We start from the raw sequence: 24,646 nt of genomic DNA, 5'->3' as shown, positions 1-24,646 counted from the left end.
ACGCAGAAACGGGCCCCGGTTCCGAAGAACCGGGGCCCGGACCTCCCGGGGCCGGGAGCGGGAGCAGGTACCGAATTCGGTATCTGCTCCCGGCCTCCCGGGGACCGCCGCTACTCCGCCGCCTCCGCGAGGAGCTTCTGGACGCGGGACACGCCCTCCACCAGGTCCTCGTCACCGAGCGCGTACGAGAGGCGCAGGTAGCCCGGGGTGCCGAAGGCCTCGCCCGGGACGACCGCGACCTCGGCCTCGTCCAGGATCAGGGCGGCCAGCTCGACCGAGGTCCGCGGGCGCTTGCCGCGGATCTCCTTGCCGAGGAGCCCCTTCACCGACGGGTACGCGTAGAACGCGCCCTCGGGCGTCGGGCAGTACACGCCCTCGATCTCGTTCAGCATCCGCACGATCGTCCTGCGGCGCCGGTCGAAGGCCGTGCGCATCTCCGCGACCGCGTCCAGGTTCCCGGAGACGGCGGCGAGCGCGGCGACCTGCGCGACGTTGCTCACGTTGGACGTGGCGTGCGACTGGAGGTTCGTGGCGGCCTTCACGACGTCCTTCGGGCCCACGATCCACCCGACGCGCCAGCCCGTCATCGCGTACGTCTTCGCCACGCCGTTGACCACGACGCACTTGTCGCGCAGCTCGGGCACGATCGCCGGCAGCGAGGTGAACTTCGCGTCGCCGTAGACCAGGTGCTCGTAGATCTCGTCCGTCAGGACCCACAGGCCGTGCTCGACGGCCCAGCGGCCGATCGCCTCGGCGTCCGCCTCGCTGTAGACCGCGCCGGTCGGGTTGGAGGGGGAGACGAAGAGGACGACCTTGGTCTTCTCCGTGCGGGCCGCCTCCAGCTGCTCCACCGAGACCCGGTAGCCGGTCGTCTCGTCGGCCACGACCTCCACCGGGACGCCGCCCGCGAGCCGGATCGACTCGGGGTACGTGGTCCAGTACGGCGCCGGGACGATGACCTCGTCGCCCGGGTCGAGGATCGCGGCGAAGGCCTCGTAGATCGCCTGCTTGCCGCCGTTGGTCACCAGGACCTGGGAGGCGTCGACCTCGTAGCCGGAGTCGCGCAGCGTCTTGGCGGCGATGGCGGCCTTCAGCTCGGGCAGGCCGCCGGCCGGCGTGTAGCGGTGGTACTTCGGGTTCTTGCAGGCCTCGACGGCGGCCTCGACGATGTAGTCCGGGGTCGGGAAGTCGGGCTCGCCGGCGCCGAAACCGATCACCGGACGTCCGGCGGCCTTGAGGGCCTTGGCCTTGGCGTCGACGGCGAGGGTGGCGGACTCGGAGATCGCACCGATCCGGGCGGAGACCCGACGCTCGGTGGGAGGGGTAGCAGCGCTCATGCGGCCCATCGTCCCAGACCGCTTCGGGCCCGGACACACAGGTTTCACGGACCGGACAGGAACGGTCATTCCCGGTCGTACGCGCGTTCCCCGGTGGTCCGACGCGCCTTCCGGGCGCTTTCTGTTCGACGTAGGGGCCCATCACCACGTATGCTCACTGCTCGTTGGCCCGCGCCGAACCACATCTCACGATGCGGTAGGTTGGGGGGTACCGACAAAGGGTCGTAGCTCAATTGGTAGAGCACCGGTCTCCAAAACCGGCGGTTGGGGGTTCAAGTCCCTCCGGCCCTGCTACACACACCGCCAGGTGTTGTGCGCATGTACGTACTTCATTGCACCGCCGTGCGGCTCCACCCGGGCGCGGCACGGCCGACCCGGAATCAGGTGAGAGATCGTGACGGACGCCGTAGGCTCCATCGACATGCCTGATGCCGACGACGAGACCGCAGAGTCGAAGAAGAAGTCCCGTAAGGGCGGAAAGCGCGGCAAGAAGGGCCCCCTGGGCCGTCTCGCGCTTTTCTACCGCCAGATCATCGCGGAACTCCGCAAGGTCGTCTGGCCCACGCGCAGCCAGCTGTCGACGTACACCACTGTGGTGATCGTCTTCGTCGTCATCATGATCGGCCTTGTCACCGTGATTGACTATGGCTTCCAGGAAGCAGTCAAGTACGTCTTCGGCTGACTTTTTGTTCCACCCCATCTGTATCGCAGGAAGAAGCAGCCACCGTGTCTGACGCGAACCTGAACGACGCCTTCGAGTCCGAGTCCGTCGAGGACGAGCTGGACATCGTCGAGGCCGCCGACGAGGACCAGGCCGACGCTGCTGACGACACCGCGGGCGAGGCCGCCGAGGAAGCCGCCCCCGACGCCGGGGACGACCAGTCCGGCGACGACGAGGCGGAGGCCGCCGAGACCGTCGAGACCGCCGAGGCCGGCGACGACACCGAGGCCGGCGAGGACGAGTCCTCCGAGGCCCCGGAGGCCGCCGAGGGCGACGAGGACGAGGCCGCCGCGGAGGAGACCGAGCCGGTCGACCCCGTCGCCGCCCTCCGCGAGGAACTGCGCACCCTGCCCGGCGAGTGGTACGTCATCCACACCTACGCGGGTTACGAGAAGCGCGTGAAGGCCAACCTGGAGCAGCGCGCCGTCTCGCTCAACGTCGAGGACTTCATCTACCAGGCCGAGGTCCCCGAGGAAGAGATCGTCCAGATCAAGGGCGGCGAGCGGAAGAACGTCAAGCAGAACAAGCTCCCCGGCTACGTGCTCGTCCGCATGGACCTGACGAACGAGTCCTGGGGCGTCGTCCGCAACACCCCCGGCGTCACCGGCTTCGTGGGCAACGCCTACGACCCGTACCCGCTGACCCTGGACGAGATCGTCAAGATGCTCGCCCCGGAGGCCGAGGAGAAGGCCGCCCGCGAGGCCGCCGAGGCCGAGGGGAAGCCGGCTCCGGCCCGCAAGCTGGAGGTCCAGGTCCTGGACTTCGAGGTCGGCGACTCGGTCACCGTCACCGACGGCCCCTTCGCGACCCTCCAGGCCACGATCAACGAGATCAACGCCGACTCGAAGAAGGTCAAGGGCCTCGTCGAGATCTTCGGTCGCGAGACCCCGGTCGAGCTCAGCTTCGACCAGATCCAGAAGAACTGACCCCACGGTTTTCCGACCAGGTCAGAGCGGCTCTCGCGGGGGGTTTCCCCGCTCGCGGGAGAGGCTCTGACCTGCTCGGTTTTTAGCCGCGCTTCCATACCCGTTATCGTGGTGCGGTATGCCTGCGTCCGGACGACCGGACGGCGGGCTGAACACTCTCACTAGGACCCGGAGAGAGCAATGCCTCCCAAGAAGAAGAAGGTCACGGGGCTTATCAAGCTCCAGATCAACGCCGGCGCGGCCAACCCGGCCCCGCCGGTCGGCCCCGCGCTGGGTCAGCACGGCGTCAACATCATGGAGTTCTGCAAGGCCTACAACGCCGCGACCGAGTCGCAGCGTGGCATGGTCGTGCCGGTGGAGATCACGGTCTACGAGGACCGTTCCTTCACCTTCATCACCAAGACTCCGCCGGCCGCGAAGCTGATCCTCAAGGCCGCTGGTGTGGACAAGGGCTCCGGCGAGCCGCACAAGACCAAGGTCGCCAAGCTCACGGCCGCCCAGGTCCGCGAGATCGCCTCGGTCAAGCTGCCCGACCTGAACGCCAACGACCTGGACGCCGCGTCGAAGATCATCGCCGGCACGGCCCGTTCCATGGGCATCACGGTCGAGGGCTGATCACCCCCCTCGTGACCAGTGGGAGGGTCAGGCGCTGGCCCCCACCACGACTCCACACCTGCCACGCGGCCGAGCCGTGTGGCGCAACTCCACAGGAGAAGAAGTGAAGCGCAGCAAGGCTCTCCGCGGCGCGGACGCCAAGGTCGACCGCGAGCGGAACTACGCTCCCCTCGAGGCCGTCCGTCTCGCCAAGGACACCGCCACCACGAAGTTCGACGGCACCGTCGAGGTCGCCTTCCGCCTGGGTGTCGACCCGCGCAAGGCCGACCAGATGGTCCGTGGCACCGTGAACCTTCCGCACGGCACCGGCAAGACCGCCCGGGTCCTGGTCTTCGCGACCGGTGACCGTGCCGAGGCCGCGATCGCCGCGGGCGCCGACATCGTCGGCTCCGACGAGCTCATCGACGAGATCTCCAAGGGCAACCGCCTGAACGAGTTCGACGCCGTGGTGGCCACCCCGGACCTCATGGGCAAGGTCGGCCGCCTCGGCCGCGTCCTCGGCCCGCGTGGTCTCATGCCGAACCCCAAGGTCGGCACCGTCACCCCCGATGTCGCGAAGGCCGTCAACGACATCAAGGGCGGCAAGATCGAGTTCCGCGTCGACAAGCACTCGAACCTGCACTTCATCATCGGCAAGGTCTCCTTCGACGAGACGAAGCTGGTCGAGAACTACGCCGCGGCCCTGGAGGAGATCCTCCGTCTGAAGCCGTCCGCCGCCAAGGGCCGCTACATCAAGAAGGCGACCCTGACGACGACGATGGGCCCCGGCATCCCGCTGGACTCCAACCGCACCCGCAACCTCCTCGTCGAGGAGGACCCGGCCGCGGTCTGAACCCCCCGGGTTCACTGAGTGGTCACCGGCCCCCGCACCTCCTCGGAGGAGCGGGGGCCGGTTCTTTGTTACGTTCGGGGCCGCAGAGTTCCGATCATGAGGGGGAACGAGAGGTGGGGGAACGCATGAACGGGTCCGTACGGAAGCGCGCGGCCGCCGTCCTGGCGGCCGTGGCCGTCGCGGCGGGCGTCGTGGGGTGCGAGGACGGCGGAGGCGCGAAGGCGTCCGGCTCCGCGTCGGCGTCCGCGTCCGCGACGCCGGACACGCAGAGCCGCGAGGAGGCCGCGAAGGCCGTACGGGCCGCGTCCGGGAAGACCGCCGAGGCCGGGGGCGCCGAGGTGCAGACGCGCGTCGTGGTGAGCGGGGGCCAGGCGCCCGGCAGCAGCACGTTCACCGGCGTCCGGAGCTGGAAGCCCCCGGTCGCGGACCTCAAGGTCACCGACTCGACGTACCTGGCCGCCGTTCCCGGCGCCCCGGTCGAGACGCGCGTGATCACGGTCGGCGGGATCACCTACATGGACGTGGGCGCCGCGCAGACCGCGCAGACGGGCGGCAAGCGCTGGATGAAGGTCGACCCCGCGGAAGCGGGCGCGGAGGACGGCCTCGCGACCCAGCTGACCGCCGGCCTCAGCGGCGTGAACCAGAACCCGGCCGAGGAACTCGGCCTCCTCGCCGGTTCGCCGACGCTGAAGCACCTCGGCCCCGCCAGGGGAACCGACGCCGGGGCGCAGGGCTACGAGGGGGAGCTCCCGGGAGGCAGGAAGCTGGAGGCCTGGATCGGCGCGGACGGGCGCCCGGTGCGCACGGTCCTCACGACCGAGGCCGGCGGGGCGCTGACGAAGCTCACCACGACCTACACCCGCTACGGCGCCCGGACCGACGCCAAGGCCCCGGCCGCCGGCGACACCTTCGGCGTCGCGGAACTCCTGAAGAAGCTCGCCGGAAGCCGTGGCCGGGGCTGATTTGCCCCCGGCCGACCCGGTCGCGTACTCTTCCACAGAAGCCAAAGACCGCTGGTCGTCGCTGTGCCGTCAAGGCGCGGTGGCCGAAGGATTCGCTGAGACGCGAACGACCCGCGCAGGTGATTGTGGAAGAGTTCCCGGGTCCTCGTGACGCGGTCGAGCTGAGCCCCGAGCGCCTGCGCCGGGGCGTTTTGTCTTGTCAGCCCCTTCTGAGCGGTCCTCATCACCCGGAAGGAGGCCGACGCTCTATGGCAAGGCCCGACAAGGCTGCCGCGGTGGCCGAGCTTGAGGACCAGTTCCGCAGCTCGAACGCCGCCGTGCTGACCGAGTACCGGGGTCTCACCGTGTCGCAGCTCAAGACGCTGCGTCGTTCGCTCGGTGAGAACGCCCAGTACGCCGTGGTGAAGAACACGCTGACCAAGATTGCGGCCAACCAGGCCGGGATCACCGCGCTGGACGAGCACTTCGCTGGTCCGACCGCGGTCGCCTTCATCACCGGTGACCCGGTGGAGTCGGCGAAGAGCCTGCGTGACTTCGCCAAGGAGAACCCGAATCTCATCATCAAGGGCGGTGTCCTTGATGGCAAGGCGCTCTCCGCCGATGAGATCAAGAAGCTCGCGGACCTCGAGTCCCGCGAGGTTCTGCTCAGCAAGCTGGCCGGCGCGTTCAAGGGCAAGCAGTCCCAGGCTGCCTCGCTCTTCCAGGCGCTGCCGTCGAAGTTCGTCCGCACCGCGGAGGCGCTTCGCGTCAAGCTCGCCGAGCAGGGCGGTGCCGAGTAATTCGGCTCGCGCATTGATCCGCGCCGCCTAGCGCGCGGGTCGCAGCGGGCCGTTACGCCCGCCTCTACACACATCCGGCACCTGCCGAATTAGTTGGAAGGATCGCCCATCATGGCGAAGCTCTCTCAGGACGACCTCCTCGCCCAGTTCGAGGAGATGACCCTCATCGAGCTCTCCGAGTTCGTGAAGGCCTTCGAGGAGAAGTTCGACGTCACCGCCGCCGCGGCCGTCGCCGTTGCCGGTCCGGCCCAGGGTGGTGGCGACGCCGCCGCCGCCGCCGAGGAGCAGGACGAGTTCGACGTCATCCTCGAGGGTGCCGGCGACAAGAAGATCCAGGTCATCAAGGTCGTGCGCGAGCTCACCTCCCTGGGCCTCAAGGAGGCCAAGGACCTCGTCGACGGCACCCCGAAGCCGGTCCTCGAGAAGGTCGCGAAGGAGGCCGCTGACAAGGCCGCCGAGGCCCTCAAGGCCGCCGGTGCCTCCGTCACGGTCAAGTAAGACCGTTTCGAGTCACTGAGACTCCCGCTCCCGTGTAACGCGGGAGCACCGAAGGGCGATCATCCACATGGGTGGTCGCCTTTCGGCGTTCCCGGTGACGGGCGCGGCGGGGGTCCTGGGGGCCGCCCGGAGCGGAGTATGGTGATCTTCGCCGTGCGCCTCGCGGAGCGGGAGCCCTTGACGAACCGCACGCAGCGCGCAATTCTCAGGACGCGTCGTCACAACGATCCGTTTCCGAGGCATGGATCGACGGCGGAACGGGCAGTATCGAGGTGCGCCACACGGCGCGAGGTGCAGCGGAGTTGAGTGCAACGAGGGTCGCGAAGATCTCGCCCTGGACATCAGTGAGCCAAGTGGCTACACTGACCCTTTGCGCTGCCTGTTAGCTGCCCCCTGCCCGTCACCAGGGGCATACCTTCGCATCCGCTTCACCGTCCGACCCCGTCTGACCTGGCCTTTCGGTCATATCAGGAAACGTCTGCCGTGAAGCACTGCTGGGGACCGGTACGCGCGTAGTGAGTCCGAGCCCTCGGAAGGACCCCCTCTTGGCCGCCTCGCGCAACGCCTCGACCAATACGAACAACGGCGCAAGCACCGCCCCGCTGCGCATCTCCTTTGCAAAGATCAAGGAGCCCCTCGAGGTTCCGAACCTCCTCGCGCTGCAGACCGAGAGCTTTGACTGGCTGCTCGGCAACGCCGCCTGGAAGGCTCGCGTCGAGGCTGCCCTTGAGTCGGGACAGGACGTCCCCACGAAGTCCGGCCTGGAGGAGATCTTCGAGGAGATCTCCCCGATCGAGGACTTCTCCGGGTCGATGTCGCTGACCTTCCGCGACCACCGCTTCGAGCCGCCGAAGAACTCGATCGACGAGTGCAAGGACCGTGACTTCACGTACGGCGCCCCGCTCTTCGTCACCGCCGAGTTCACCAACAACGAGACCGGCGAGATCAAGTCCCAGACGGTCTTCATGGGCGACTTCCCGCTCATGACCAACAAGGGCACCTTCGTCATCAACGGCACCGAGCGTGTCGTGGTGTCGCAGCTGGTCCGCTCGCCGGGCGTCTACTTCGATTCCTCGATCGACAAGACGTCCGACAAGGACATCTTCTCCGCCAAGATCATCCCGTCCCGGGGTGCCTGGCTGGAGATGGAGATCGACAAGCGCGACCTGGTCGGTGTCCGCATCGACCGCAAGCGCAAGCAGTCCGTCACCGTCCTCCTGAAGGCCCTCGGCTGGACCACCGAGCAGATCCTCCAGGAGTTCGGCGAGTACGAGTCCATGCGCGCCACCCTGGAGAAGGACCACACCCAGGGCCAGGACGACGCGCTGCTCGACATCTACCGCAAGCTGCGCCCGGGCGAGCCGCCGACCCGCGAGGCCGCTCAGACGCTGCTCGAGAACCTCTACTTCAACCCGAAGCGCTACGACCTCGCGAAGGTCGGCCGCTACAAGGTGAACAAGAAGCTCGGCGCGGACGAGCCGCTGGACGCCGGCGTCCTCACCACCGACGACATCATCGCCACGATCAAGTACCTCGTGAAGCTCCACGCGGGCGAGACCGAGACGATCGGCGAGAACGGCAACGAGATCGTCGTCGAGACCGACGACATCGACCACTTCGGCAACCGCCGCCTGCGCAACGTCGGCGAGCTCATCCAGAACCAGGTCCGCACGGGTCTGGCCCGGATGGAGCGCGTCGTCCGCGAGCGCATGACCACGCAGGACGTCGAGGCGATCACGCCGCAGACCCTGATCAACATCCGGCCGGTCGTCGCCTCCATCAAGGAGTTCTTCGGCACCAGCCAGCTGTCGCAGTTCATGGACCAGAACAACCCGCTGTCGGGCCTGACGCACAAGCGTCGTCTCTCGGCGCTGGGTCCCGGTGGTCTGTCCCGCGAGCGGGCCGGCTTCGAGGTCCGCGACGTGCACCCGTCCCACTACGGACGCATGTGCCCGATCGAGACCCCCGAAGGCCCGAACATCGGTCTGATCGGTTCGCTCGCCTCGTACGGCCGCGTCAACGCGTTCGGCTTCATCGAGACGCCGTACCGCAAGGTCGTCGACGGCCAGGTCACCGACGAGGTCGACTACGTCACCGCCGACGAGGAGGACCGCTTCGTCATCGCGCAGGCCAACGCCGCGCTCGACGACGAGCTGCGCTTCTCCGAGAACCGCGTCCTGGTCCGCAAGCGCGGCGGCGAGGTCGACTACGTCGAGCCGTCGGACGTGGACTACATGGACGTCTCGCCGCGCCAGATGGTGTCGGTCGCGACCGCCATGATCCCCTTCCTGGAGCACGACGACGCCAACCGCGCCCTCATGGGCGCGAACATGATGCGCCAGGCCGTTCCGCTCATCAAGTCGGAGGCCCCGCTCGTCGGCACCGGCATGGAGTACCGCTGCGCCACCGACGCCGGCGACGTGCTCAAGGCCGAGAAGGACGGTGTCGTCCAGGAGCTGTCGGCCGACTACATCACGGTCGCCAACGACGACGGCACGTACATCACGTACCGCCTGCACAAGTTCTCCCGCTCCAACCAGGGCACCTCGGTGAACCAGAAGGTCGTCGTGGACGAGGGCGACCGCGTCGTCGAGGGCCAGGTCCTCGCCGACGGTCCCGCCACCGAAGACGGCGAGATGGCGCTCGGCAAGAACCTGCTCGTGGCGTTCATGCCGTGGGAGGGCCACAACTACGAGGACGCGATCATCCTGTCGCAGCGCCTCGTGCAGGACGACGTCCTCTCCTCGATCCACATCGAGGAGCACGAGGTCGACGCCCGTGACACCAAGCTGGGCCCCGAGGAGATCACCCGGGACATCCCGAACGTCTCCGAGGAGGTCCTCGCCGACCTCGACGAGCGCGGCATCATCCGCATCGGTGCCGAGGTCGTCGCCGGCGACATCCTGGTCGGCAAGGTCACGCCCAAGGGCGAGACCGAGCTGACCCCGGAGGAGCGCCTGCTCCGCGCGATCTTCGGCGAGAAGGCCCGTGAGGTCCGCGACACCTCCCTGAAGGTGCCGCACGGCGAGATCGGCAAGATCATCGGCGTGCGCGTCTTCGACCGCGAGGAGGGCGACGAGCTTCCCCCGGGCGTGAACCAGCTGGTCCGCGTCTACGTCGCCCAGAAGCGCAAGATCACCGACGGTGACAAGCTCGCCGGCCGTCACGGCAACAAGGGCGTCATCTCGAAGATCCTGCCGATCGAGGACATGCCGTTCCTGGAGGACGGCACCCCTGTCGACATCATCCTCAACCCGCTGGGCGTCCCGTCCCGAATGAACCCGGGACAGGTCCTGGAGATCCACCTCGGCTGGCTCGCCAGCCGCGGCTGGGACGTCTCCGGACTCGCGGACGAGTGGGCGCAGCGCCTCCAGGCGATCGGCGCCGACAAGGTCGCCCCCGGCACCAACGTCGCCACCCCGGTCTTCGACGGTGCGCGCGAGGACGAGCTCGCGGGTCTGCTCAACCACACCATCCCGAACCGCGACGGCGAGCGCATGGTGCTCCCGACCGGCAAGGCGAGGCTGTTCGACGGCCGCTCCGGCGAGCCGTTCCCGGACCCGATCTCCGTCGGGTACATGTACATCCTCAAGCTCCACCACCTGGTCGACGACAAGCTCCACGCGCGTTCGACCGGCCCGTACTCGATGATCACCCAGCAGCCGCTGGGTGGTAAGGCCCAGTTCGGTGGCCAGCGCTTCGGTGAGATGGAGGTGTGGGCGCTGGAGGCTTATGGCGCCGCGTACGCCCTCCAGGAGCTGCTGACGATCAAGTCCGACGACGTGACCGGCCGCGTGAAGGTCTACGAGGCCATCGTCAAGGGCGAGAACATCCCTGAGCCCGGCATCCCCGAGTCCTTCAAGGTGCTCATCAAGGAGATGCAGTCCCTGTGCCTCAACGTGGAGGTGCTGTCCTCGGACGGCATGTCCATCGAGATGCGCGACACCGACGAGGACGTCTTCCGCGCAGCGGAGGAGCTCGGCATCGACCTGTCCCGGCGCGAGCCGAGCAGCGTCGAAGAGGTCTGACGGGAGTTTCGGCGGGCCTTGAGCGATCAAGGCCCGCCGGCCCCAGGACCCCCGTATCAGACCCCAAGCCTTACAACCCTGAGAGGGATTGACGCATAGTGCTCGACGTCAACTTCTTCGACGAGCTCCGGATCGGTCTGGCCACCGCTGACGACATCCGTCAGTGGAGCCACGGCGAGGTCAAGAAGCCGGAGACCATCAACTACCGCACGCTCAAGCCCGAGAAGGACGGACTCTTCTGCGAGAAGATCTTCGGTCCGACCCGGGACTGGGAGTGCTACTGCGGCAAGTACAAGCGCGTCCGCTTCAAGGGCATCATCTGTGAGCGGTGTGGCGTCGAGGTCACCCGCGCCAAGGTGCGCCGCGAGCGGATGGGCCACATCGAGCTGGCCGCTCCCGTCACCCACATCTGGTACTTCAAGGGCGTCCCGTCGCGCCTCGGGTACCTGCTCGACCTCGCCCCGAAGGACCTCGAGAAGGTCATCTACTTCGCGGCGTACATGATCACGTACGTCGACGACGAGCGCCGTACGCGGGACCTGCCCTCGCTGGAGGCGCACGTCTCCGTCGAGCGCCAGCAGATCGAGAACCGTCGCGACTCCGACCTGGAGGCCCGCGCCAAGAAGCTCGAGAACGACCTCGCCGAGCTGGAGGCCGAGGGCGCCAAGGCCGACGTGCGCCGCAAGGTGCGCGAGGGTGCCGAGCGCGAGATGAAGCAGCTGCGCGACCGCGCGCAGCGCGAGATCGACCGTCTGGACGAGGTCTGGTCCCGCTTCAAGAACCTCAAGGTCCAGGACCTGGAGGGCGACGAGCTCCTCTACCGCGAGCTGCGTGACCGCTTCGGCACGTACTTCGACGGCTCGATGGGCGCCGCGGCGCTGCAGAAGCGCCTGGAGTCCTTCGACCTGGAGGAGGAGGCCGAGCGCCTCCGCGAGATCATCCGCACCGGCAAGGGCCAGAAGAAGACCCGCGCGCTCAAGCGCCTCAAGGTCGTCTCCGCGTTCCTGCAGACCGCGAACAGCCCCAAGGGCATGGTTCTCGACTGCGTGCCGGTCATCCCGCCGGACCTGCGTCCGATGGTGCAGCTGGACGGTGGCCGCTTCGCGACCTCCGACCTGAACGACCTGTACCGCCGCGTGATCAACCGCAACAACCGCCTGAAGCGCCTGCTCGACCTCGGTGCCCCCGAGATCATCGTGAACAACGAGAAGCGGATGCTCCAGGAGGCGGTCGACGCCCTCTTCGACAACGGCCGTCGCGGTCGCCCGGTGACGGGCCCCGGCAACCGTCCGCTGAAGTCCCTCAGCGACATGCTGAAGGGCAAGCAGGGCCGTTTCCGCCAGAACCTGCTCGGCAAGCGAGTCGACTACTCGGCGCGTTCCGTCATCGTCGTCGGCCCGCAGCTCAAGCTGCACCAGTGCGGTCTGCCGAAGGCCATGGCCCTGGAGCTCTTCAAGCCGTTCGTGATGAAGCGCCTGGTGGACCTGAACCACGCGCAGAACATCAAGTCGGCCAAGCGGATGGTCGAGCGCGGCCGCACGGTCGTGTACGACGTCCTCGAAGAGGTCATCGCGGAGCACCCGGTCCTGCTGAACCGTGCGCCCACGCTGCACCGCCTCGGCATCCAGGCCTTCGAGCCGCAGCTGGTCGAGGGCAAGGCCATCCAGATCCACCCGCTCGTCTGCACCGCGTTCAACGCGGACTTCGACGGTGACCAGATGGCCGTCCACCTGCCGCTCTCCGCGGAGGCGCAGGCCGAGGCCCGCATCCTGATGCTGTCCTCGAACAACATCCTCAAGCCGGCCGACGGCCGCCCGGTCACGATGCCGACCCAGGACATGGTCCTCGGTCTGTTCTTCCTGACCACCGACGGCGAGCTGCGTGACACCAAGGGCGAGGGCCGCGCGTTCGGCTCCACGGCCGAGGCGATCATGGCGTTCGACGCCGGCGAGCTCGCGCTGCAGTCGCCGGTCGACATCCGCTTCCCGGTGGGCACCATCCCGCCGCGCGGCTGGACCCCGCCGGCGCGCGAGGAGGGCGAGCCCGAGTGGCAGCAGGGGGACTCGTTCCGCCTGCGCACCACCCTGGGCCGCGCGCTCTTCAACGAGCTGCTGCCCGAGGACTACCCGTTCGTCGACTACTCGGTGGGCAAGAAGCAGCTCTCCGAGATCGTCAACGACCTCGCGGAGCGCTACCCCAAGGTCATCGTGGCGGCGACGCTCGACAACCTGAAGGCGGCGGGCTTCTACTGGGCGACCCGTTCCGGTGTCACCGTGGCCATCTCCGACGTCGTCGTCCCCGAGGCGAAGAAGGAGATCGTCCGCGACTACGAGGCGCGCGACGAGAAGGTCCAGCGGCAGTACGAGCGCGGTCTGATCACCAAGGACGAGCGCACGCAGGAGCTCATCGCGATCTGGACGGAGGCCACCAACAAGGTCGCCGACGCGATGAACGCGAACTTCCCCAAGACGAACCCCATCTTCATGATGGTTGACTCGGGTGCCCGAGGAAACATGATGCAGATGCGGCAGATCGCCGGTATGCGCGGTCTGGTGTCGAACGCGAAGAACGAGACCATCCCGCGTCCGATCAAGGCGTCCTTCCGCGAGGGCCTGTCCGTCCTCGAGTACTTCATCTCGACGCACGGTGCCCGTAAGGGTCTCGCCGACACCGCCCTGCGCACCGCCGACTCGGGTTACCTGACCCGTCGTCTGGTGGACGTCTCGCAGGACGTGATCATCCGCGAGGAGGACTGCGGCACCGAGCGCGGTCTGAAGCTGCGGATCGCGGCGAAGGACGAGACGGGTGTCCTGCGCAAGACCGAGGACGTCGAGACCTCCGTGTACGCGCGGATGCTCGCCGAGGACGTCGTCGTGGACGGCAAGGTCATCGCGCCGGCCAACGTCGACCTGGGCGACGTGCTCATCGACGCCCTGGTCAACGCGGGCGTCGAGGAGGTCAAGACCCGTTCGGTCCTGACCTGTGAGTCCGCGGTCGGCACGTGTGCGTTCTGCTACGGCCGTTCGCTCGCCACCGGCAAGCTGGTCGACATCGGCGAGGCGGTCGGCATCATCGCCGCCCAGTCCATCGGTGAGCCCGGCACCCAGCTGACGATGCGTACCTTCCACACCGGTGGTGTGGCCGGTGACGACATCACCCAGGGTCTGCCCCGTGTCGTCGAGCTCTTCGAGGCCCGGCAGCCGAAGGGTGTCGCCCCGATCTCGGAGGCGGCCGGCCGCGTCCGCATCGAGGAGACCGAGAAGACCAAGAAGATCGTCGTCACTCCGGACGACGGCACCGACGAGACGGCGTTCCCGATCTCGAAGCGTGCCCGTCTGCTCGTGAGCGAGGGCGACCACGTCGAGGTGGGCCAGAAGCTCACCGTGGGTGCCACCAACCCGCACGACGTGCTGCGCATCCTCGGTCAGCGCGCGGTCCAGGTCCACCTGGTCGGCGAAGTCCAGAAGGTCTACAACTCGCAGGGCGTGTCGATCCACGACAAGCACATCGAGATCATCATCCGGCAGATGCTGCGCCGCGTGACGATCATCGAGTCCGGCGACGCGGAGCTGCTTCCGGGCGAGCTGGTCGAGCGGTCGAAGTTCGAGACCGAGAACCGTCGTGTGGTCACCGAGGGCGGTCACCCCGCCTCCGGCCGTCCGCAGCTGATGGGCATCACCAAGGCCTCGCTCGCGACGGAGTCCTGGCTGTCGGCCGCCTCCTTCCAGGAGACGACCCGAGTCCTGACGGACGCGGCGATCAACGCCAAGTCCGACAGCCTCATCGGCCTCAAGGAGAACGTCATCATCGGCAAGCTCATCCCGGCCGGTACGGGTCTGTCCCGCTACCGCAACATCCGGGTGGAGCCCACCGAGGAGGCCAAGGCCGCGATGTACTCGGCCGTCGGCTACGACGACATCGACTACTCGCCGTTCGGCTCGGGCTCCGGCCAGGCCGTTCCGCTGGAGGACTACGACTACGGTCCGTACAACCAGTAAGCGAGTCGCCTGAACCGGAGGGCGGTCACCCCGATCGAGGGGTGGCCGCCCTCCGGCGTGTTCAGCGGCCGAGCGTCTGCCAGGTGGTGAGCATCAGGCCGGCGCTCGCCACCAGGACGGTGACGCTGGCCACCGGCCAGCGCGAGCGCTCCAGGGAGTCCAGCCGGACCTCGTGGTCGGCGAGCTGCTTGTCCGTCTGGTCGTGGCGCTGGACCAGCAGCGCCAGCGAGCCGTCGACGCGGGCGAAACCGGCCTCCAGCGTGCCGCGCAGCCTCTCCAGCTCCACGGCGACCGCCACCGGGTCGCCCGGGTGGGACGCGTCAGAGTCGGTCATCGGCGCCCCCCGGGAGAACGGCGCCGGGCGGTTCCTCGCTCCGGAGCCAGGACGGCAGCAGCCGCTGCACCGCCGGCAGGGCCATCACGCGGGTCAGCGCGCCCGCGACGGCGAGCGCCCCGGCGGCCCAGGGGAGGGTGGCCGGGATGCCGGAGGCGTCGACGACGGCCGGCAGGACGACGGCGAGGGCCACGGCGGTCTGGACGATCGTGCGCGCCGTGCGCTTGGCGGCATCGGACATCTGCGGACTCCTCAACGGGTGTACGGGACCTTCAGGGCGTTCCAGGAGGCACGGCCGGGCACGCCGTCGGCGTCGGCGCCGCGGAACCCGAGCTTGCGCTGCCACTTCGCGTAGCTGCGCCGGTCGGCCTCCGTCCAGCGGGGACCGGGACCCACGCCGTACGCGGAGCAGCCCTCGGCGACGAGCCGGCGGCCCATCGCGGTGATCACCGGGGAACTGGTGGAGCCGGTGAAGAAGTCGCGGCCGGGGAACGGCTGGAGGCGGGGCGCGCCCGAGGGGGCGCCGCCGGACGGCCCGGACGGGCTCGTGGCGGGTGCCTTCGCGGGGGCGGCGGCCAGCCGGGCGGCGATCCGGCCGCGCAGGTCCGGCATGGTGAAGCCGCGCGGATCGCTCTTGTGGTCCGACCACTCCAGGTGCCCGATGACGGACTTGGCGCCCCAGGCGTGGGCGCGGCAGATCGCGGCGGAGGCCCGCTCGATGGCGTCGAGCTGGGCGGCCGGCCAGGGGTCGGCGCCGTCCCCGAGGTTGACGCACTCGAAGCCGTAGAAACGGGCGTTGCCGTCGACGGCGCCCGCGCTGCCCTGGTGCTCGTCGGTGGCGGGCGGCCGGTCCCCGTAGTTCTCGGCGATGACCGCCTTCAGCACGTCGGGGTCGCCGCCGCCCGCGTGGTTGGCGCGGCCGTTGCCGACCAGGTGGACGACGCCCTCCTTGTCGATGACGCCGTGGCACAGGGGGCCGGGCAGTTCGGCGTAGCCGTCGTAGCAGAGCTCGACGGAGACCGCGCTGCCGCTGGAGACGGTGTGGTGGATCATCACGCCGTTGACCGGGCCCCAGGCGCCGACGTGGTTGCGGTTGTGGGTGCGCCATTCGCGGTGCTCGACGACGGTGACGCCTTCGGCGCGCAGCGCGGCGAGCAGCTGGTCGGCGGTGAGGGGAGTGGCCATGCGAGGCTCCTTTCGGAGAGGAGAACGCCCCGTGCCGTTCGGACGGCACGGGGCGGGTGGTGCGGAGGGGGCCGGTCAGGCCAGGGCGGCCCAGATCGCGTTGGAGTCGGCGAGCACGGTGGAGGCGGTGAACGACGCGGGCAGGGAGGTCTGACCGGTGGTGGGCAGCCGGCCGTGGCGGATGAACGCCCCCGGCATGCGGGCGCTGCCGCCCGGGGTCTCGCCCATGGAGGCGCCGCGCATGAAGGCCGGGCCGCTGTTGGACGGGCTCGGGCCGTTGATCAGCAGCGCCACCCAGTAGTTGCCGGGGGCGGCGCTGTACTGGGTGGTCAGCGGCAGGACGAACGTCTTGCCCTCGGTGGCCGTGAGCGCCGTGTTCAGCGCGCCGGTCTGGCCGACCTTCGCGCCGGCGGCGGTGTAGAGGCCGGCGAAGGAGGCGGCGCCGAGCGTGCCGCCCACGTACCCGGGCACGTAGAAGACGACGTTCTTCACGGTGGTGGCCGCGTGCAGCGGGATGCCGATCAGGTACACCCAGCCGTTGATGCAGTACTGCACGGAGTTGGCCGACGAGGCCGCCGGGTCGAACGCCCAGCCGGAGAAGCCCATCGACGCGGGCGACCAGGTGCCGGCCGCCGAGACCGCGTCGACGTAGCCGCGCCGGACCAGGTGGTTGGCGGTCGTGGGGTTGACCGCGGTCGACGGGGGAGTGGCGTAGGTCTTGGCGCCGCTCACCGTCTGGTCGCCGGTCAGGAGCATCGCGTCCCCGGCCGCGACCGCCGAGACGTCGGAGGCCTTCAGCTGGACCGCGCCCGCCTGGCCGTTGACCGATTTCACCGGGGCGGCGTCGAGGCCCAGGTAGCGGATGTCCCCCGCCGCCTGGGTCAGCGCGCCGAGATCGGCGGCGGTGAGGGTGACCGCGCCGGTCCGCCCGTTCACCGAGGAGACCGCGCCCCCGGTGGCGGGCAGCTGGGCGGAGGGGACCTTGCCGTCGGGGCCGAGCGCCGCCACGCCGCCGGCCGCGCCCACCGCGGAGGCGGCGACGGCCGACAGGTCGGCGGCGGTGAGGGTGATGTCGGGGGTGGTGCGGCCGTTGACGGAGCGGACCGGGCCCGCCGGGCCGACCGGACCCATCTGTCCGGCGGGTCCGGGCGGTCCGGGCACGGCCACGTAGTGCGGGGTGTTCGGGTCGGCGGGGGCCGTGTCGGCGAGGTCGACCGCGGGACGGGAGGCCGGGAGGGCGATCTGGTACGCCCGGAGCCGGCCGAGGCCGCCGAGCTTCTCGGTCACCTGGTAGGTCCAGTCGACCGGGTTCCAGCCGGGGGCGTCGGTGGCGGGCAGGACGACGCTGATCCGCCCCTCGCCGTCCAGCCGGGCGACGGTCGGGCCGCCGACGAACACGTCGGCGTCGGTGTGGGTCAGCAGGGACGGCGGACGGAACTCGACCGAGCCGCTCATGGGGCTGCCGTCCGGCGTCAGGTAGCGGGCGGTGACGCGGACGGTCGGGATGGACGCGGGGAGCACGGGGCGTTCTCCTTCGGTTGGGCGGATACGGGGCCGGTGGCGGGCCGGCGGAGGGGAGCGCGGGCGCCGGGCGGGACGGCGTGGTGCCGGCCGGCCGCCGCCCGTCCGCGGAGGGGCGGCGGCCGGCCGGTGAGGGTGCCGTGCGTCAGGACTGCACGCCGTACAGCGCGAGCGGGCTGCAGCGGACCGTGTCGCCGGCCGCGGCGACCTTCGCCTGGATCTCGAAGGTGACCGTCGCGCTGAACGCGACCGGCAGCGGCTCGGTGAACTCCAGGTCCCCGTCCGGCGTGCCGGCGGGGCCCACCGGGACGCCGTTCACGAGGAGGCGGACCTCCGCGCCGGCCGTGCCCCGGACCGCGATCCGCGCGTGCAGCCGCGGGTGCTGCACGATGCCCGGACCGCTGTAGAGCGTGGTCCAGGTGGTGCTGCCGGTGGACTCCCAGCGGGCCGCGTCGACCGGCCGGGGCAGCGCGTACGGGATGTACGGGCGGGCGAGCCCGCGCTGCGCGGCGTCGTCGGCGACGACGACGTTGCCCCACCGGTCGAAGATCTGCACCGGCTGGGTGCTCAGCTGCTCCGGCGCCGGGGTCCGCACGGTCAGCGCCAGGGAACCGTCGTCGCGGCGGACCATCAGGCCCTGCTGCGGCTTGTCCGGGCCGCGGTCCGGCTGGACCCGGCCCATGTGGATCAGGTCCTCGCCCTCGGCGGAACGGACCCGCAGCCGGCCGCCGTCGCCGATGACGACCTCGCCGTTGTTGATCTGGTTCAGCGCCGGGGTGGTGTTGGCGCTGCCCATCAGCTCCCTGATCTGCCGTTCCAGGGCGCGGATGCGGTCCAGCAGGTCGGTGGGAATGATCGCCAAGGGTTACACCCCTTCCAGGTAGAGCGTGGCCGTCTCCGGCTTGGTGCGCTGGGGCGGGTTCACGGCCAGGCCGACGATCCGGTAGTGCGCGTCGAGCCCGTCCGGGTGCCACAGGTCGCGGACGCGCAGCCGGATCCGGGACCCCAGCAGGGCGGGGGTGATCCGGCCGTCCAGGACGACCGTCAGCTCGGGGATCTGCTCGGGCCGGCGCTGGCGGGTGAGCTCGGCCCGGGCCAGCGACCGCAGCACCTCCGGGTCCTTCACCCCGCTGTGGTCGGAGGTGCGTTCCAGCCGGGGCCAGCCGGCCGCGAGGTCCTCGGGCGCGGACTCCTTCACCGTCAGCGGCTCGGAGTCCTGGGCCTGGTCGGTGTTGTCCGACTCGCCGCGGGCGACCCAGACGTTCGCCTGCACGGTCGAGTCCGTGGGCAGGCTGTACGACAGGACGGGTCCCGGATGGTCCAGGACGAGGTCCGAACGGCCGCCGCCGATGACCGGGTGCCCCAGCTGGAGCCGCTTGACGCGGCGGCCCTGGCCGTCGCGGTAGCAGTGGATCCGCCATTCGAAGCCGTCGGCGAGCTGGGCCAGCTTGTCGAGCAGCTCGCGGACGCGGGCCAGGGCCGGGTAGCCGTACGCGAAGTCCCGGTGGACACCGGACATCTCCGCGCCGAGGCTGATCCCGATGTCGCCGCCGTCCTGCGCCTGGGCGTGTTCGACCAGGGCCCGCGCGATGTCGAACTGGTCGGTCGCGGTGCCCACCATGTCGGCGGAGAGGATGCGGTGGTCCAGGTAGGAGTCGAAGGTGCCCGCCTGGAACTGCACCGTCATCCGGCCCTGCTCGTCGGAGGCGGGGGTGCAGGTCCACAGCACCCCGCCCCACCAGATGTCCCCGTCCCGCTCCAGCCAGACCGCGGTGCGGCCGGGCCGGAGGGCTTCCCTGGCCCGTGCCGCCAGGCCCGGCTCGGGCAGGGGGACGGTCGCGGACAGCGACCCCGACTTGCCGATGAAGTCGTCGAACTTGGCCTCGGTGAGCGGCAGGATGTCCAGGACCTGGTCCGTGCGCAGGTCGCAGAAGAGCGCCCGGTAGGCGGGCGTGATCACGGTTCTGCTCATCGGCCGGCTCACAGCACCGGGTCGACGCGGATGAACCGGTTGTCGATCCAGGCGTTGTTGCTGGTCGCCGACGAGACGTACGCGGCGACCGCGTCGTACACGGTGTGCGGCTTGAGGCCGGTCACCCGGAAGGTGTGCGAGACCGACACGGTCGCCTTGCCCGTCACCATCGCGGCGCGCGCCTCGTCGGCGGGGACGACGACGGCGCCGGCGAGGCGGATGTTCGCCGACATCTGGCACCAGCCGGTGTCGACCGGGTTGTTGCCGCGGTAGCCGACGGTCACCAGCACCGCGCCCGAGACGGGCGTGGTGAACGAGGTGGAGATGCCCGGGACGCCGGTGTCGGTGATGCTCTCGACCCAGGACGTGGACTTGCAGTAGCCGCCGTCGTTGTTGAAGCCCCAGCCGTTCGCCGGCGCGATCGGGCGCCAGACCGTCCCGTCCCAGCGCTGGAGCCTGCCGCCCTCGTCGCGGTACTGGCCCGTGTACTCGCCGGCCGCGAGCACGCCCTGCGGGGCGATGCCGCCGATGTGCTTGGGGTAGGAGACCCAGCGGTTGCCGTCCCAGCGCTGGAGCTGGGCGGCGTTGTCCCGGTACTGGCCGGTGTAGCCGCCCTTCGCCTGCCGGTTCCACGACTCCGCCAGGATGCCGCCGACGGCGACGGTGGTGTGCCGCAGGTCGTAGACGGCCTTGGACCAGTCCAGGCCGCCGGTGCCGACGGACGCGCCGGCCGGGACGACGACCTTGGCCAGCGGCAGCGCGCCCTCCGGCACCGGCTGCGGTTCCGGCTCGCCGGGCGTGCCCTTGAGGATCTCCAGGACGGCCTCGGTGCGGTTGTTGACCGTGTCGAACTGGGCGTCGTACACCCGCAGCAGGACCAGGTCGACCCGGTCGTTGTTGGCGTCGCCGTCCTCGAAGGTGATCTGGGTGTAGTCGGTGAGCACGACCGGGTAGGCGCCGGCGGCGGCGGAGCCCTGGACGACGGCACGGCCCGGGGCGACGTTCGCCGTCATGCCGGCGGTGTCCCCGTAGACGTACAGCGCGTCCATGAGGTACTGGCCGTCCTTCGACCCCGGCAGGATGCCGGTGGCGCTGGTCAGCGCGCCGGTGGGGGCCATGGTGCCGGTGGGGGCGAGCCGGGTGTCGGTGCGGGACTGGCCGGACTCGGTCTCGGTGCGGTTGATCAGCCATGCGCTGCGGACGGGCATGAGGTCCTCCTGGGAGATGCGGGGTGGGAAGTCGGGGGAGGGGGGCAGGCGCCGGGGCCGGTCACCAGTGGGAGTCGCGCCAGCGCACCGTCACCGAGGCCCGCGGGTCGGGGGTGGCGTCGTCGGAGCGGAAGGCGAGCGCGGTGCGGCCGGGCTCCAGCCGGAACAGCTGCTCCGGGGCGGAGGCGGGCGTCGCCGTGTAGAGCCGGGAGGCGGTGCCGTTGAGCAGCACGGTCCCCGCCTCGGTGTCGACGGTGAGGACGTCGCCGGCGCCGAGGGCGATGTCGTACTGGAGCTGGCGTCCGTCGCCGAGCCGGGTCAGCGACGGGCGGCGGACGGGGCCCCGGAACTCGACCACCGGATGGGCGGCGGCACCGCCCTCGTTGACCGCGGTGAAGCTGCCGGACTCGGCGTCGCCGCCCCAGTCCAGCGGCCAGGAGAGCCCGCCGCCGGTCTCGTCCCGCCAGACGAGTCCGGGTTCGCTGACCGGCAGGGTCGCCCGGCCCTCGCGCAGGGCGGGGCTCAGGCGCCGCGGGTCGGTCGCCGTCCACTGCAGGCTCGCCTTGCCCATGCCCTGGCGGACGAAGGCACGGTCCTGGGGGACGACGCGGCGGCTGACCCGGGCCCGTACGGCGAGGGTCTCGCCGTGCAGCCGTACGGCCAGCCAGCGCTCGCCGCCCTCGGGGCCGGTCGCGGCGCGGAAGGCGAGGCCGGTGTCCAGCGCCTGCGCCGCGGTGGGCGGCACCAGCCAGACGGTGGCGGTGACGAGCCGCGGCTGCGCCCAGACGGCGCCGGGCCAGGCGCCGTGCTGGTCGGGGCGGGGCACGTCGCCGGTGTCGAGGGTGGGCAGGTCGTCCCAGCCGGTGATGCCGGTGCGGTCGATCTGGTACGGCGTGCCCGGGCCCATCAGCAGGCCGGCCCACTGGATCTGCCCGTCGCGGGTGATCAGTGAGCCGGGTGCGGTCTCGTCGGTGTACGTGGTGGTGGTCTCGGCCATGACGGGCCGTCACCTCACTTTCGTCAGGCCGCGTCCAGGCCGGGCGCGGGCCGCGGTCCGGCGCGGGGGGGCGGGGGCGGGGTCCGCGGTGGTGGGGCGTGGTGGCGTGGCCCGGTGCGGTGCGGGGCGGGGGTGTGCGGGGGTGCGGAGCGGTCCGGTGCGGGGGCGGGGGTGTGCGGGGGGTGCTCCGGGCCGGTCCGGTGCGGAGGCGGGGGCGTGCGGGGGTGCTCCGGACCGGTCCGGGCTCAGGCCGCGGTCCGGTGCAGGAACAGCAGGTCCTCGGCGACCGCGAGGGGGCTGCGCCCCTCCGGCTCGTGGTAGGCGCGCAGGCGGGCGCGGTCCGAGGGACCCGGGGCGCCGCCGGTCCGCCGCCCCGCTTCGGCCGGCCGGAGCCGGTCGAGGGAGGACAGGGGCCGTACGGCGGAGGCGCCGTCCCGCGAGGGGTCGACGACACCGCCCTCGGCGAGCTGCGGGATCTTGTCGAGCTTGATGCCGAACTTCTTGCCCAGGAACTCGCCGCTGAGGCTGTTGAGTCCGTCGATGACCCAGTTGGCGAAGGCGATCAGGCCCTTGACGGGGCCGGTGATGACACCGGCGAGCATCTGCAGGCCGGTGGAGACGAAGTCCCCCATGCCGCCGAGGGTGCCGGCGGTGGCGTCCTTCACCCGGGTGAACATCCCGGGGATCTTGCCGGTGATCCAGTCCAGGACGGGCTGGATGACGGTCTTGAACGCGTTCCAGGGCCGCCGGACGAGCGCGCTGAGCGCTTCGGTGGCCCGGGAGATCGCGCCCTTGGCCTTGCCGAAGTCCCCGGAGACGGCGGCGCCCACGACCTCGACGACGGTCGTCATGACGACGCCCACGGCCTTGAAGTAGGTGCCGATGATCGTGCCGTAGAAGGTGACGACGGGTCCGAGGAACTTCAGGATCTGCTGGAAGACCTTCAGGACGTGGTCGAAGACCTGCTTCATGATCTTCTGGCCGGTCTCGGTGTTCATGGCGTATTCGACGAGGGCGGCCACGACCGGCACGATGATCCCGGCCAGGAAGCCGAGCGGGTTGGCCCGCATGGCGACGTTGGCGGCGGTCATGGCGGCCGCGGCGGCGCCGAGGCCGATGCCGAGCACGGTCATGACCTGGGACAAGGGGCCGATGAACTGGCCGAGGAGGCCGGCGATGCCGTCGAACCCGGCGGCGCCCGCCACGAGGGTGACGAGCCCTCCCACCACGCCCCTGGCCTTCGAGCCGCCGTTCCTGATGCCGGTCGCGGCGGTGCCGGCCGTGCGGCCGGTCCTGGTGAGGGACGTGCCCGCGCCGTCGGCCCGGCCGCGGATCTGCCGCAGCTGGGCGGTGGCGGAGGAGGCGTCGGAACGGACGCCGTCGAGCGCGCCGGTGATCCGGGCCGGGACGCCGCGCAGGGCGCGTGCCGCCCGGACGGCCGGTGTGACCTGGGCGCGGAACGACGTGAGCGCGCGGGTAAGGTTCCGCAGTTCGACCTGGAGGGTGTTCGCGGGAAGGGCGGGCGCGGTGCTCATCCGCGCGCCTTCGACAGGAACAGCAGGGCGGAGGCGGTCTCCCGCAGGTCGCTGGAGGACGCCTCGTAGTAGTTCTCGATCTGGAAGCCGTGCGTCGCCCCGGCACCCGAGTTGATCGACCGCGCCCTGGCCGCCCGGGCGGTGTGGCGCAGCAGCCGGTCGAGCTTGGACAGCGGCAGGACGGCCTCGGCCTCGCCGGCCTCGGCGACGATGGCGTGGACACCGCCGCGGCGCGGCTGGACGACGCCGCCCTGGGCGAGCTGCGGGATCTTCGGGATGCTGACGCCGAAGGTCTTGCCGCCGACGAAGGGGACCCAGCCCGGGATCGAGACCTTGATGCCGTTGAGCTTGCCGATCGCGCCGTTGATCAGGCCGATGACGGCGTTGATCGGGCCCTTCACGGCGCCCTTGATCTTGTCGAACGCCCGGCCGGCGATGTCCTTCAGGCCGCCCCAGATGCTGGAGAGCTTGTCCTTGACGGCGCTGAACGCCTTCGGGACGACGTCCTTGATCCAGTTGACGACCGGCATGATGATCTTCTTGATGCCGTTCCAGACACTGGAGATCACCGACTTCACGCCGTTCATCACCGAGGTGATGACCTTCTTGATGGCGTTGAACGTGGTCGAGATGACCGTGGAGACGGCGTTCACGACGACCGTGACGGCCTTCTTGATGCCGTCCCAGACCGTCTTGATCAGCTTTCCGGCCGCCTTCATGATCGGCCCGATGGCCTTCATGACCGTGCTGATGACCTTCTTGATGGCGTCGAAGGCGACCTTGAGGACCTTCTGCATGGTCTTCGAGCGGGTGGCCATCTCGACCACCTTCTCGATGAGCGGCATGAACAGTTCCATGAGCCGGGCGATGAAGTTGCCCTTCATGGACTTGTTGAGGCCGCCCATGCCCTTGGACGCGTTGTCGGCGCCCTTCTTGAAGTTGCCGATCTGACCGCCGCTGGTCGTGCCGGTCTTGCCGGCCTTCGCGAGGGACTTGTCGGCCTTGTCGGCGGCGGACTTGAGACTGTTGAGTTCACGGGCGGAACCCTGGGCGGCGGACCGCAGCCCGGTGAGCCCGCTCTGCCCGGTACGGGCCCCCTGGCCGATGCTCTGGGCCGCCCGGGCCGAGGCGTCCGCCTGGGTCTTGAACTGTTTCAGTGAGCCCGAGGCCCGTGTTGCCGCTGAGGCGAGCGACATGG

At 70.1% G+C, this 24,646-nt stretch carries 20 protein-coding genes and 1 tRNA gene; 10 read left to right on the top strand and 11 right to left on the bottom strand.

Translation table 11 applies throughout. The features are described from left to right. Positions 1–110 precede the first annotated feature (110 nt). A complete protein-coding gene (locus tag ACZ3IL_RS04695; RefSeq protein WP_467386487.1) occupies positions 111–1,337 on the bottom strand; it encodes a pyridoxal phosphate-dependent aminotransferase in 1,227 nt (408 codons plus the stop codon). Between the two features lie 218 nt (positions 1,338–1,555). Between ACZ3IL_RS04695 and ACZ3IL_RS04690 the strand changes: the two genes are divergently transcribed. The 10 genes from ACZ3IL_RS04690 to ACZ3IL_RS04645 all read left to right on the top strand — a co-directional run bounded on the left by ACZ3IL_RS04690 (position 1,556) and on the right by ACZ3IL_RS04645 (position 14,696). Next, positions 1,556–1,628 (top strand) — tRNA-Trp (locus ACZ3IL_RS04690). Positions 1,629–1,731: 103 nt separating this feature from the next. Further along, positions 1,732–2,019 carry a preprotein translocase subunit SecE gene (gene secE, locus ACZ3IL_RS04685; RefSeq protein WP_329854469.1) on the top strand — a complete coding sequence of 96 codons (288 nt, stop codon included), beginning with the start codon at positions 1,732–1,734 and terminating at the stop codon, positions 2,017–2,019. A gap of 44 nt (positions 2,020–2,063) precedes the next feature. Next, positions 2,064–2,984: a transcription termination/antitermination protein NusG gene (nusG, locus tag ACZ3IL_RS04680; protein WP_467386484.1), complete on the top strand. Its 921-nt coding sequence runs from the start codon at positions 2,064–2,066 to the stop codon at positions 2,982–2,984. 180 nt (positions 2,985–3,164) lie between these two features. Continuing rightward, positions 3,165–3,599, top strand: a complete 435-nt coding sequence (gene rplK, locus ACZ3IL_RS04675) for a 50S ribosomal protein L11 (RefSeq protein WP_030208950.1) — start codon at positions 3,165–3,167, stop codon at positions 3,597–3,599. A gap of 103 nt (positions 3,600–3,702) precedes the next feature. Further along, positions 3,703–4,431 carry a 50S ribosomal protein L1 gene (gene rplA / locus ACZ3IL_RS04670; RefSeq protein ID WP_015035537.1) on the top strand — a complete coding sequence of 243 codons (729 nt, stop codon included), beginning with the start codon at positions 3,703–3,705 and terminating at the stop codon, positions 4,429–4,431. A gap of 125 nt (positions 4,432–4,556) precedes the next feature. Continuing rightward, the gene (locus ACZ3IL_RS04665; protein WP_467386481.1) at positions 4,557–5,393 is read left to right on the top strand and encodes an SCO4651 family lipoprotein; all 837 of its coding nucleotides are present in this window, start codon (positions 4,557–4,559) and stop codon (positions 5,391–5,393) included. Between the two features lie 248 nt (positions 5,394–5,641). Further along, positions 5,642–6,172, top strand: a complete 531-nt coding sequence (gene rplJ, locus ACZ3IL_RS04660; RefSeq protein WP_388688057.1) for a 50S ribosomal protein L10 — start codon at positions 5,642–5,644, stop codon at positions 6,170–6,172. A 111-nt stretch (positions 6,173–6,283) separates the two neighbouring features. Next, positions 6,284–6,670: a 50S ribosomal protein L7/L12 gene (gene rplL / locus ACZ3IL_RS04655; protein ID WP_467386479.1), complete on the top strand. Its 387-nt coding sequence runs from the start codon at positions 6,284–6,286 to the stop codon at positions 6,668–6,670. Between the two features lie 545 nt (positions 6,671–7,215). Continuing rightward, entirely contained in the window at positions 7,216–10,698 is a 3,483-nt protein-coding gene (rpoB, locus tag ACZ3IL_RS04650) for a DNA-directed RNA polymerase subunit beta (RefSeq protein ID WP_467386477.1), read from the top strand. Between the two features lie 98 nt (positions 10,699–10,796). Continuing rightward, positions 10,797–14,696 carry a DNA-directed RNA polymerase subunit beta' gene (locus ACZ3IL_RS04645; RefSeq protein WP_467386475.1) on the top strand — a complete coding sequence of 1,300 codons (3,900 nt, stop codon included), beginning with the start codon at positions 10,797–10,799 and terminating at the stop codon, positions 14,694–14,696. 61 nt (positions 14,697–14,757) lie between these two features. On the opposite strand, the gene ACZ3IL_RS04640 is transcribed toward ACZ3IL_RS04645, so the two are convergent. The 10 genes from ACZ3IL_RS04640 to ACZ3IL_RS04595 all read right to left on the bottom strand — a co-directional run bounded on the left by ACZ3IL_RS04640 (position 14,758) and on the right by ACZ3IL_RS04595 (position 24,644). Beyond that, positions 14,758–15,030: a hypothetical protein gene (locus ACZ3IL_RS04640; RefSeq protein ID WP_467386473.1), complete on the bottom strand. Its 273-nt coding sequence runs from the start codon at positions 15,028–15,030 to the stop codon at positions 14,758–14,760. Continuing rightward, the gene (locus tag ACZ3IL_RS04635; RefSeq protein WP_467386471.1) at positions 15,017–15,271 is read right to left on the bottom strand and encodes a hypothetical protein; all 255 of its coding nucleotides are present in this window, start codon (positions 15,269–15,271) and stop codon (positions 15,017–15,019) included. Before ACZ3IL_RS04635 ends, ACZ3IL_RS04640 begins: the two co-directional genes overlap by 14 nt. A gap of 11 nt (positions 15,272–15,282) precedes the next feature. After that, positions 15,283–16,215 carry a peptidoglycan-binding protein gene (locus ACZ3IL_RS04630; RefSeq protein ID WP_467386469.1) on the bottom strand — a complete coding sequence of 311 codons (933 nt, stop codon included), beginning with the start codon at positions 16,213–16,215 and terminating at the stop codon, positions 15,283–15,285. 75 nt (positions 16,216–16,290) lie between these two features. Then, complete coding sequence (locus tag ACZ3IL_RS04625; RefSeq protein WP_467386467.1) at positions 16,291–17,736, bottom strand: phage tail protein; 1,446 nt, start codon at positions 17,734–17,736, stop codon at positions 16,291–16,293. A 145-nt stretch (positions 17,737–17,881) separates the two neighbouring features. Beyond that, positions 17,882–18,598: a hypothetical protein gene (locus tag ACZ3IL_RS04620; RefSeq protein ID WP_467386466.1), complete on the bottom strand. Its 717-nt coding sequence runs from the start codon at positions 18,596–18,598 to the stop codon at positions 17,882–17,884. 3 nt (positions 18,599–18,601) lie between these two features. Then, positions 18,602–19,708, bottom strand: a complete 1,107-nt coding sequence (locus tag ACZ3IL_RS04615; protein WP_467386464.1) for a hypothetical protein — start codon at positions 19,706–19,708, stop codon at positions 18,602–18,604. A gap of 8 nt (positions 19,709–19,716) precedes the next feature. Beyond that, entirely contained in the window at positions 19,717–20,916 is a 1,200-nt protein-coding gene (locus ACZ3IL_RS04610; RefSeq protein WP_467386462.1) for a hypothetical protein, read from the bottom strand. A gap of 61 nt (positions 20,917–20,977) precedes the next feature. Continuing rightward, positions 20,978–21,913, bottom strand: coding sequence for a phage distal tail protein (locus tag ACZ3IL_RS04605; protein WP_467386460.1), 936 nt, complete (start codon positions 21,911–21,913; stop codon positions 20,978–20,980). Positions 21,914–22,158: 245 nt separating this feature from the next. Then, on the bottom strand, positions 22,159–23,448 hold the full coding sequence (locus tag ACZ3IL_RS04600; protein ID WP_467386458.1) for a tape-measure protein: 1,290 nt from the start codon (positions 23,446–23,448) through the stop codon (positions 22,159–22,161). Further along, positions 23,445–24,644, bottom strand: a complete 1,200-nt coding sequence (locus ACZ3IL_RS04595) for a phage tail protein (RefSeq protein ID WP_467386456.1) — start codon at positions 24,642–24,644, stop codon at positions 23,445–23,447. Before ACZ3IL_RS04595 ends, ACZ3IL_RS04600 begins: the two co-directional genes overlap by 4 nt. Between the last annotated feature and the right edge of the window lie 2 nt (positions 24,645–24,646).

Source organism: Streptomyces sp. NPDC014907 (assembly GCF_055562975.1).
Note: the sequence above shows the minus strand (reverse complement) of the source record. Positions and strands in the feature narration are given on the sequence as shown.

Coding starts and splice junctions, on each gene's coding strand:
- ACZ3IL_RS04595 (WP_467386456.1), bottom strand. CDS start 24,644: ATGTCGCTCGCCTCAGCGGCAACACGGGCCTCGGGCTCACTGAAACAG.
- ACZ3IL_RS04600 (WP_467386458.1), bottom strand. CDS start 23,448: ATGAGCACCGCGCCCGCCCTTCCCGCGAACACCCTCCAGGTCGAACTG.
- ACZ3IL_RS04615 (WP_467386464.1), bottom strand. CDS start 19,708: ATGAGCAGAACCGTGATCACGCCCGCCTACCGGGCGCTCTTCTGCGAC.
- ACZ3IL_RS04630 (WP_467386469.1), bottom strand. CDS start 16,215: ATGGCCACTCCCCTCACCGCCGACCAGCTGCTCGCCGCGCTGCGCGCC.
- rplL (WP_467386479.1), top strand. CDS start 6,284: ATGGCGAAGCTCTCTCAGGACGACCTCCTCGCCCAGTTCGAGGAGATG.
- ACZ3IL_RS04605 (WP_467386460.1), bottom strand. CDS start 21,913: ATGGCCGAGACCACCACCACGTACACCGACGAGACCGCACCCGGCTCA.
- ACZ3IL_RS04610 (WP_467386462.1), bottom strand. CDS start 20,916: ATGCCCGTCCGCAGCGCATGGCTGATCAACCGCACCGAGACCGAGTCC.
- ACZ3IL_RS04695 (WP_467386487.1), bottom strand. CDS start 1,337: ATGAGCGCTGCTACCCCTCCCACCGAGCGTCGGGTCTCCGCCCGGATC.
- ACZ3IL_RS04640 (WP_467386473.1), bottom strand. CDS start 15,030: ATGACCGACTCTGACGCGTCCCACCCGGGCGACCCGGTGGCGGTCGCC.
- rplJ (WP_388688057.1), top strand. CDS start 5,642: ATGGCAAGGCCCGACAAGGCTGCCGCGGTGGCCGAGCTTGAGGACCAG.
- ACZ3IL_RS04635 (WP_467386471.1), bottom strand. CDS start 15,271: ATGTCCGATGCCGCCAAGCGCACGGCGCGCACGATCGTCCAGACCGCC.
- ACZ3IL_RS04665 (WP_467386481.1), top strand. CDS start 4,557: ATGAACGGGTCCGTACGGAAGCGCGCGGCCGCCGTCCTGGCGGCCGTG.
- rplK (WP_030208950.1), top strand. CDS start 3,165: ATGCCTCCCAAGAAGAAGAAGGTCACGGGGCTTATCAAGCTCCAGATC.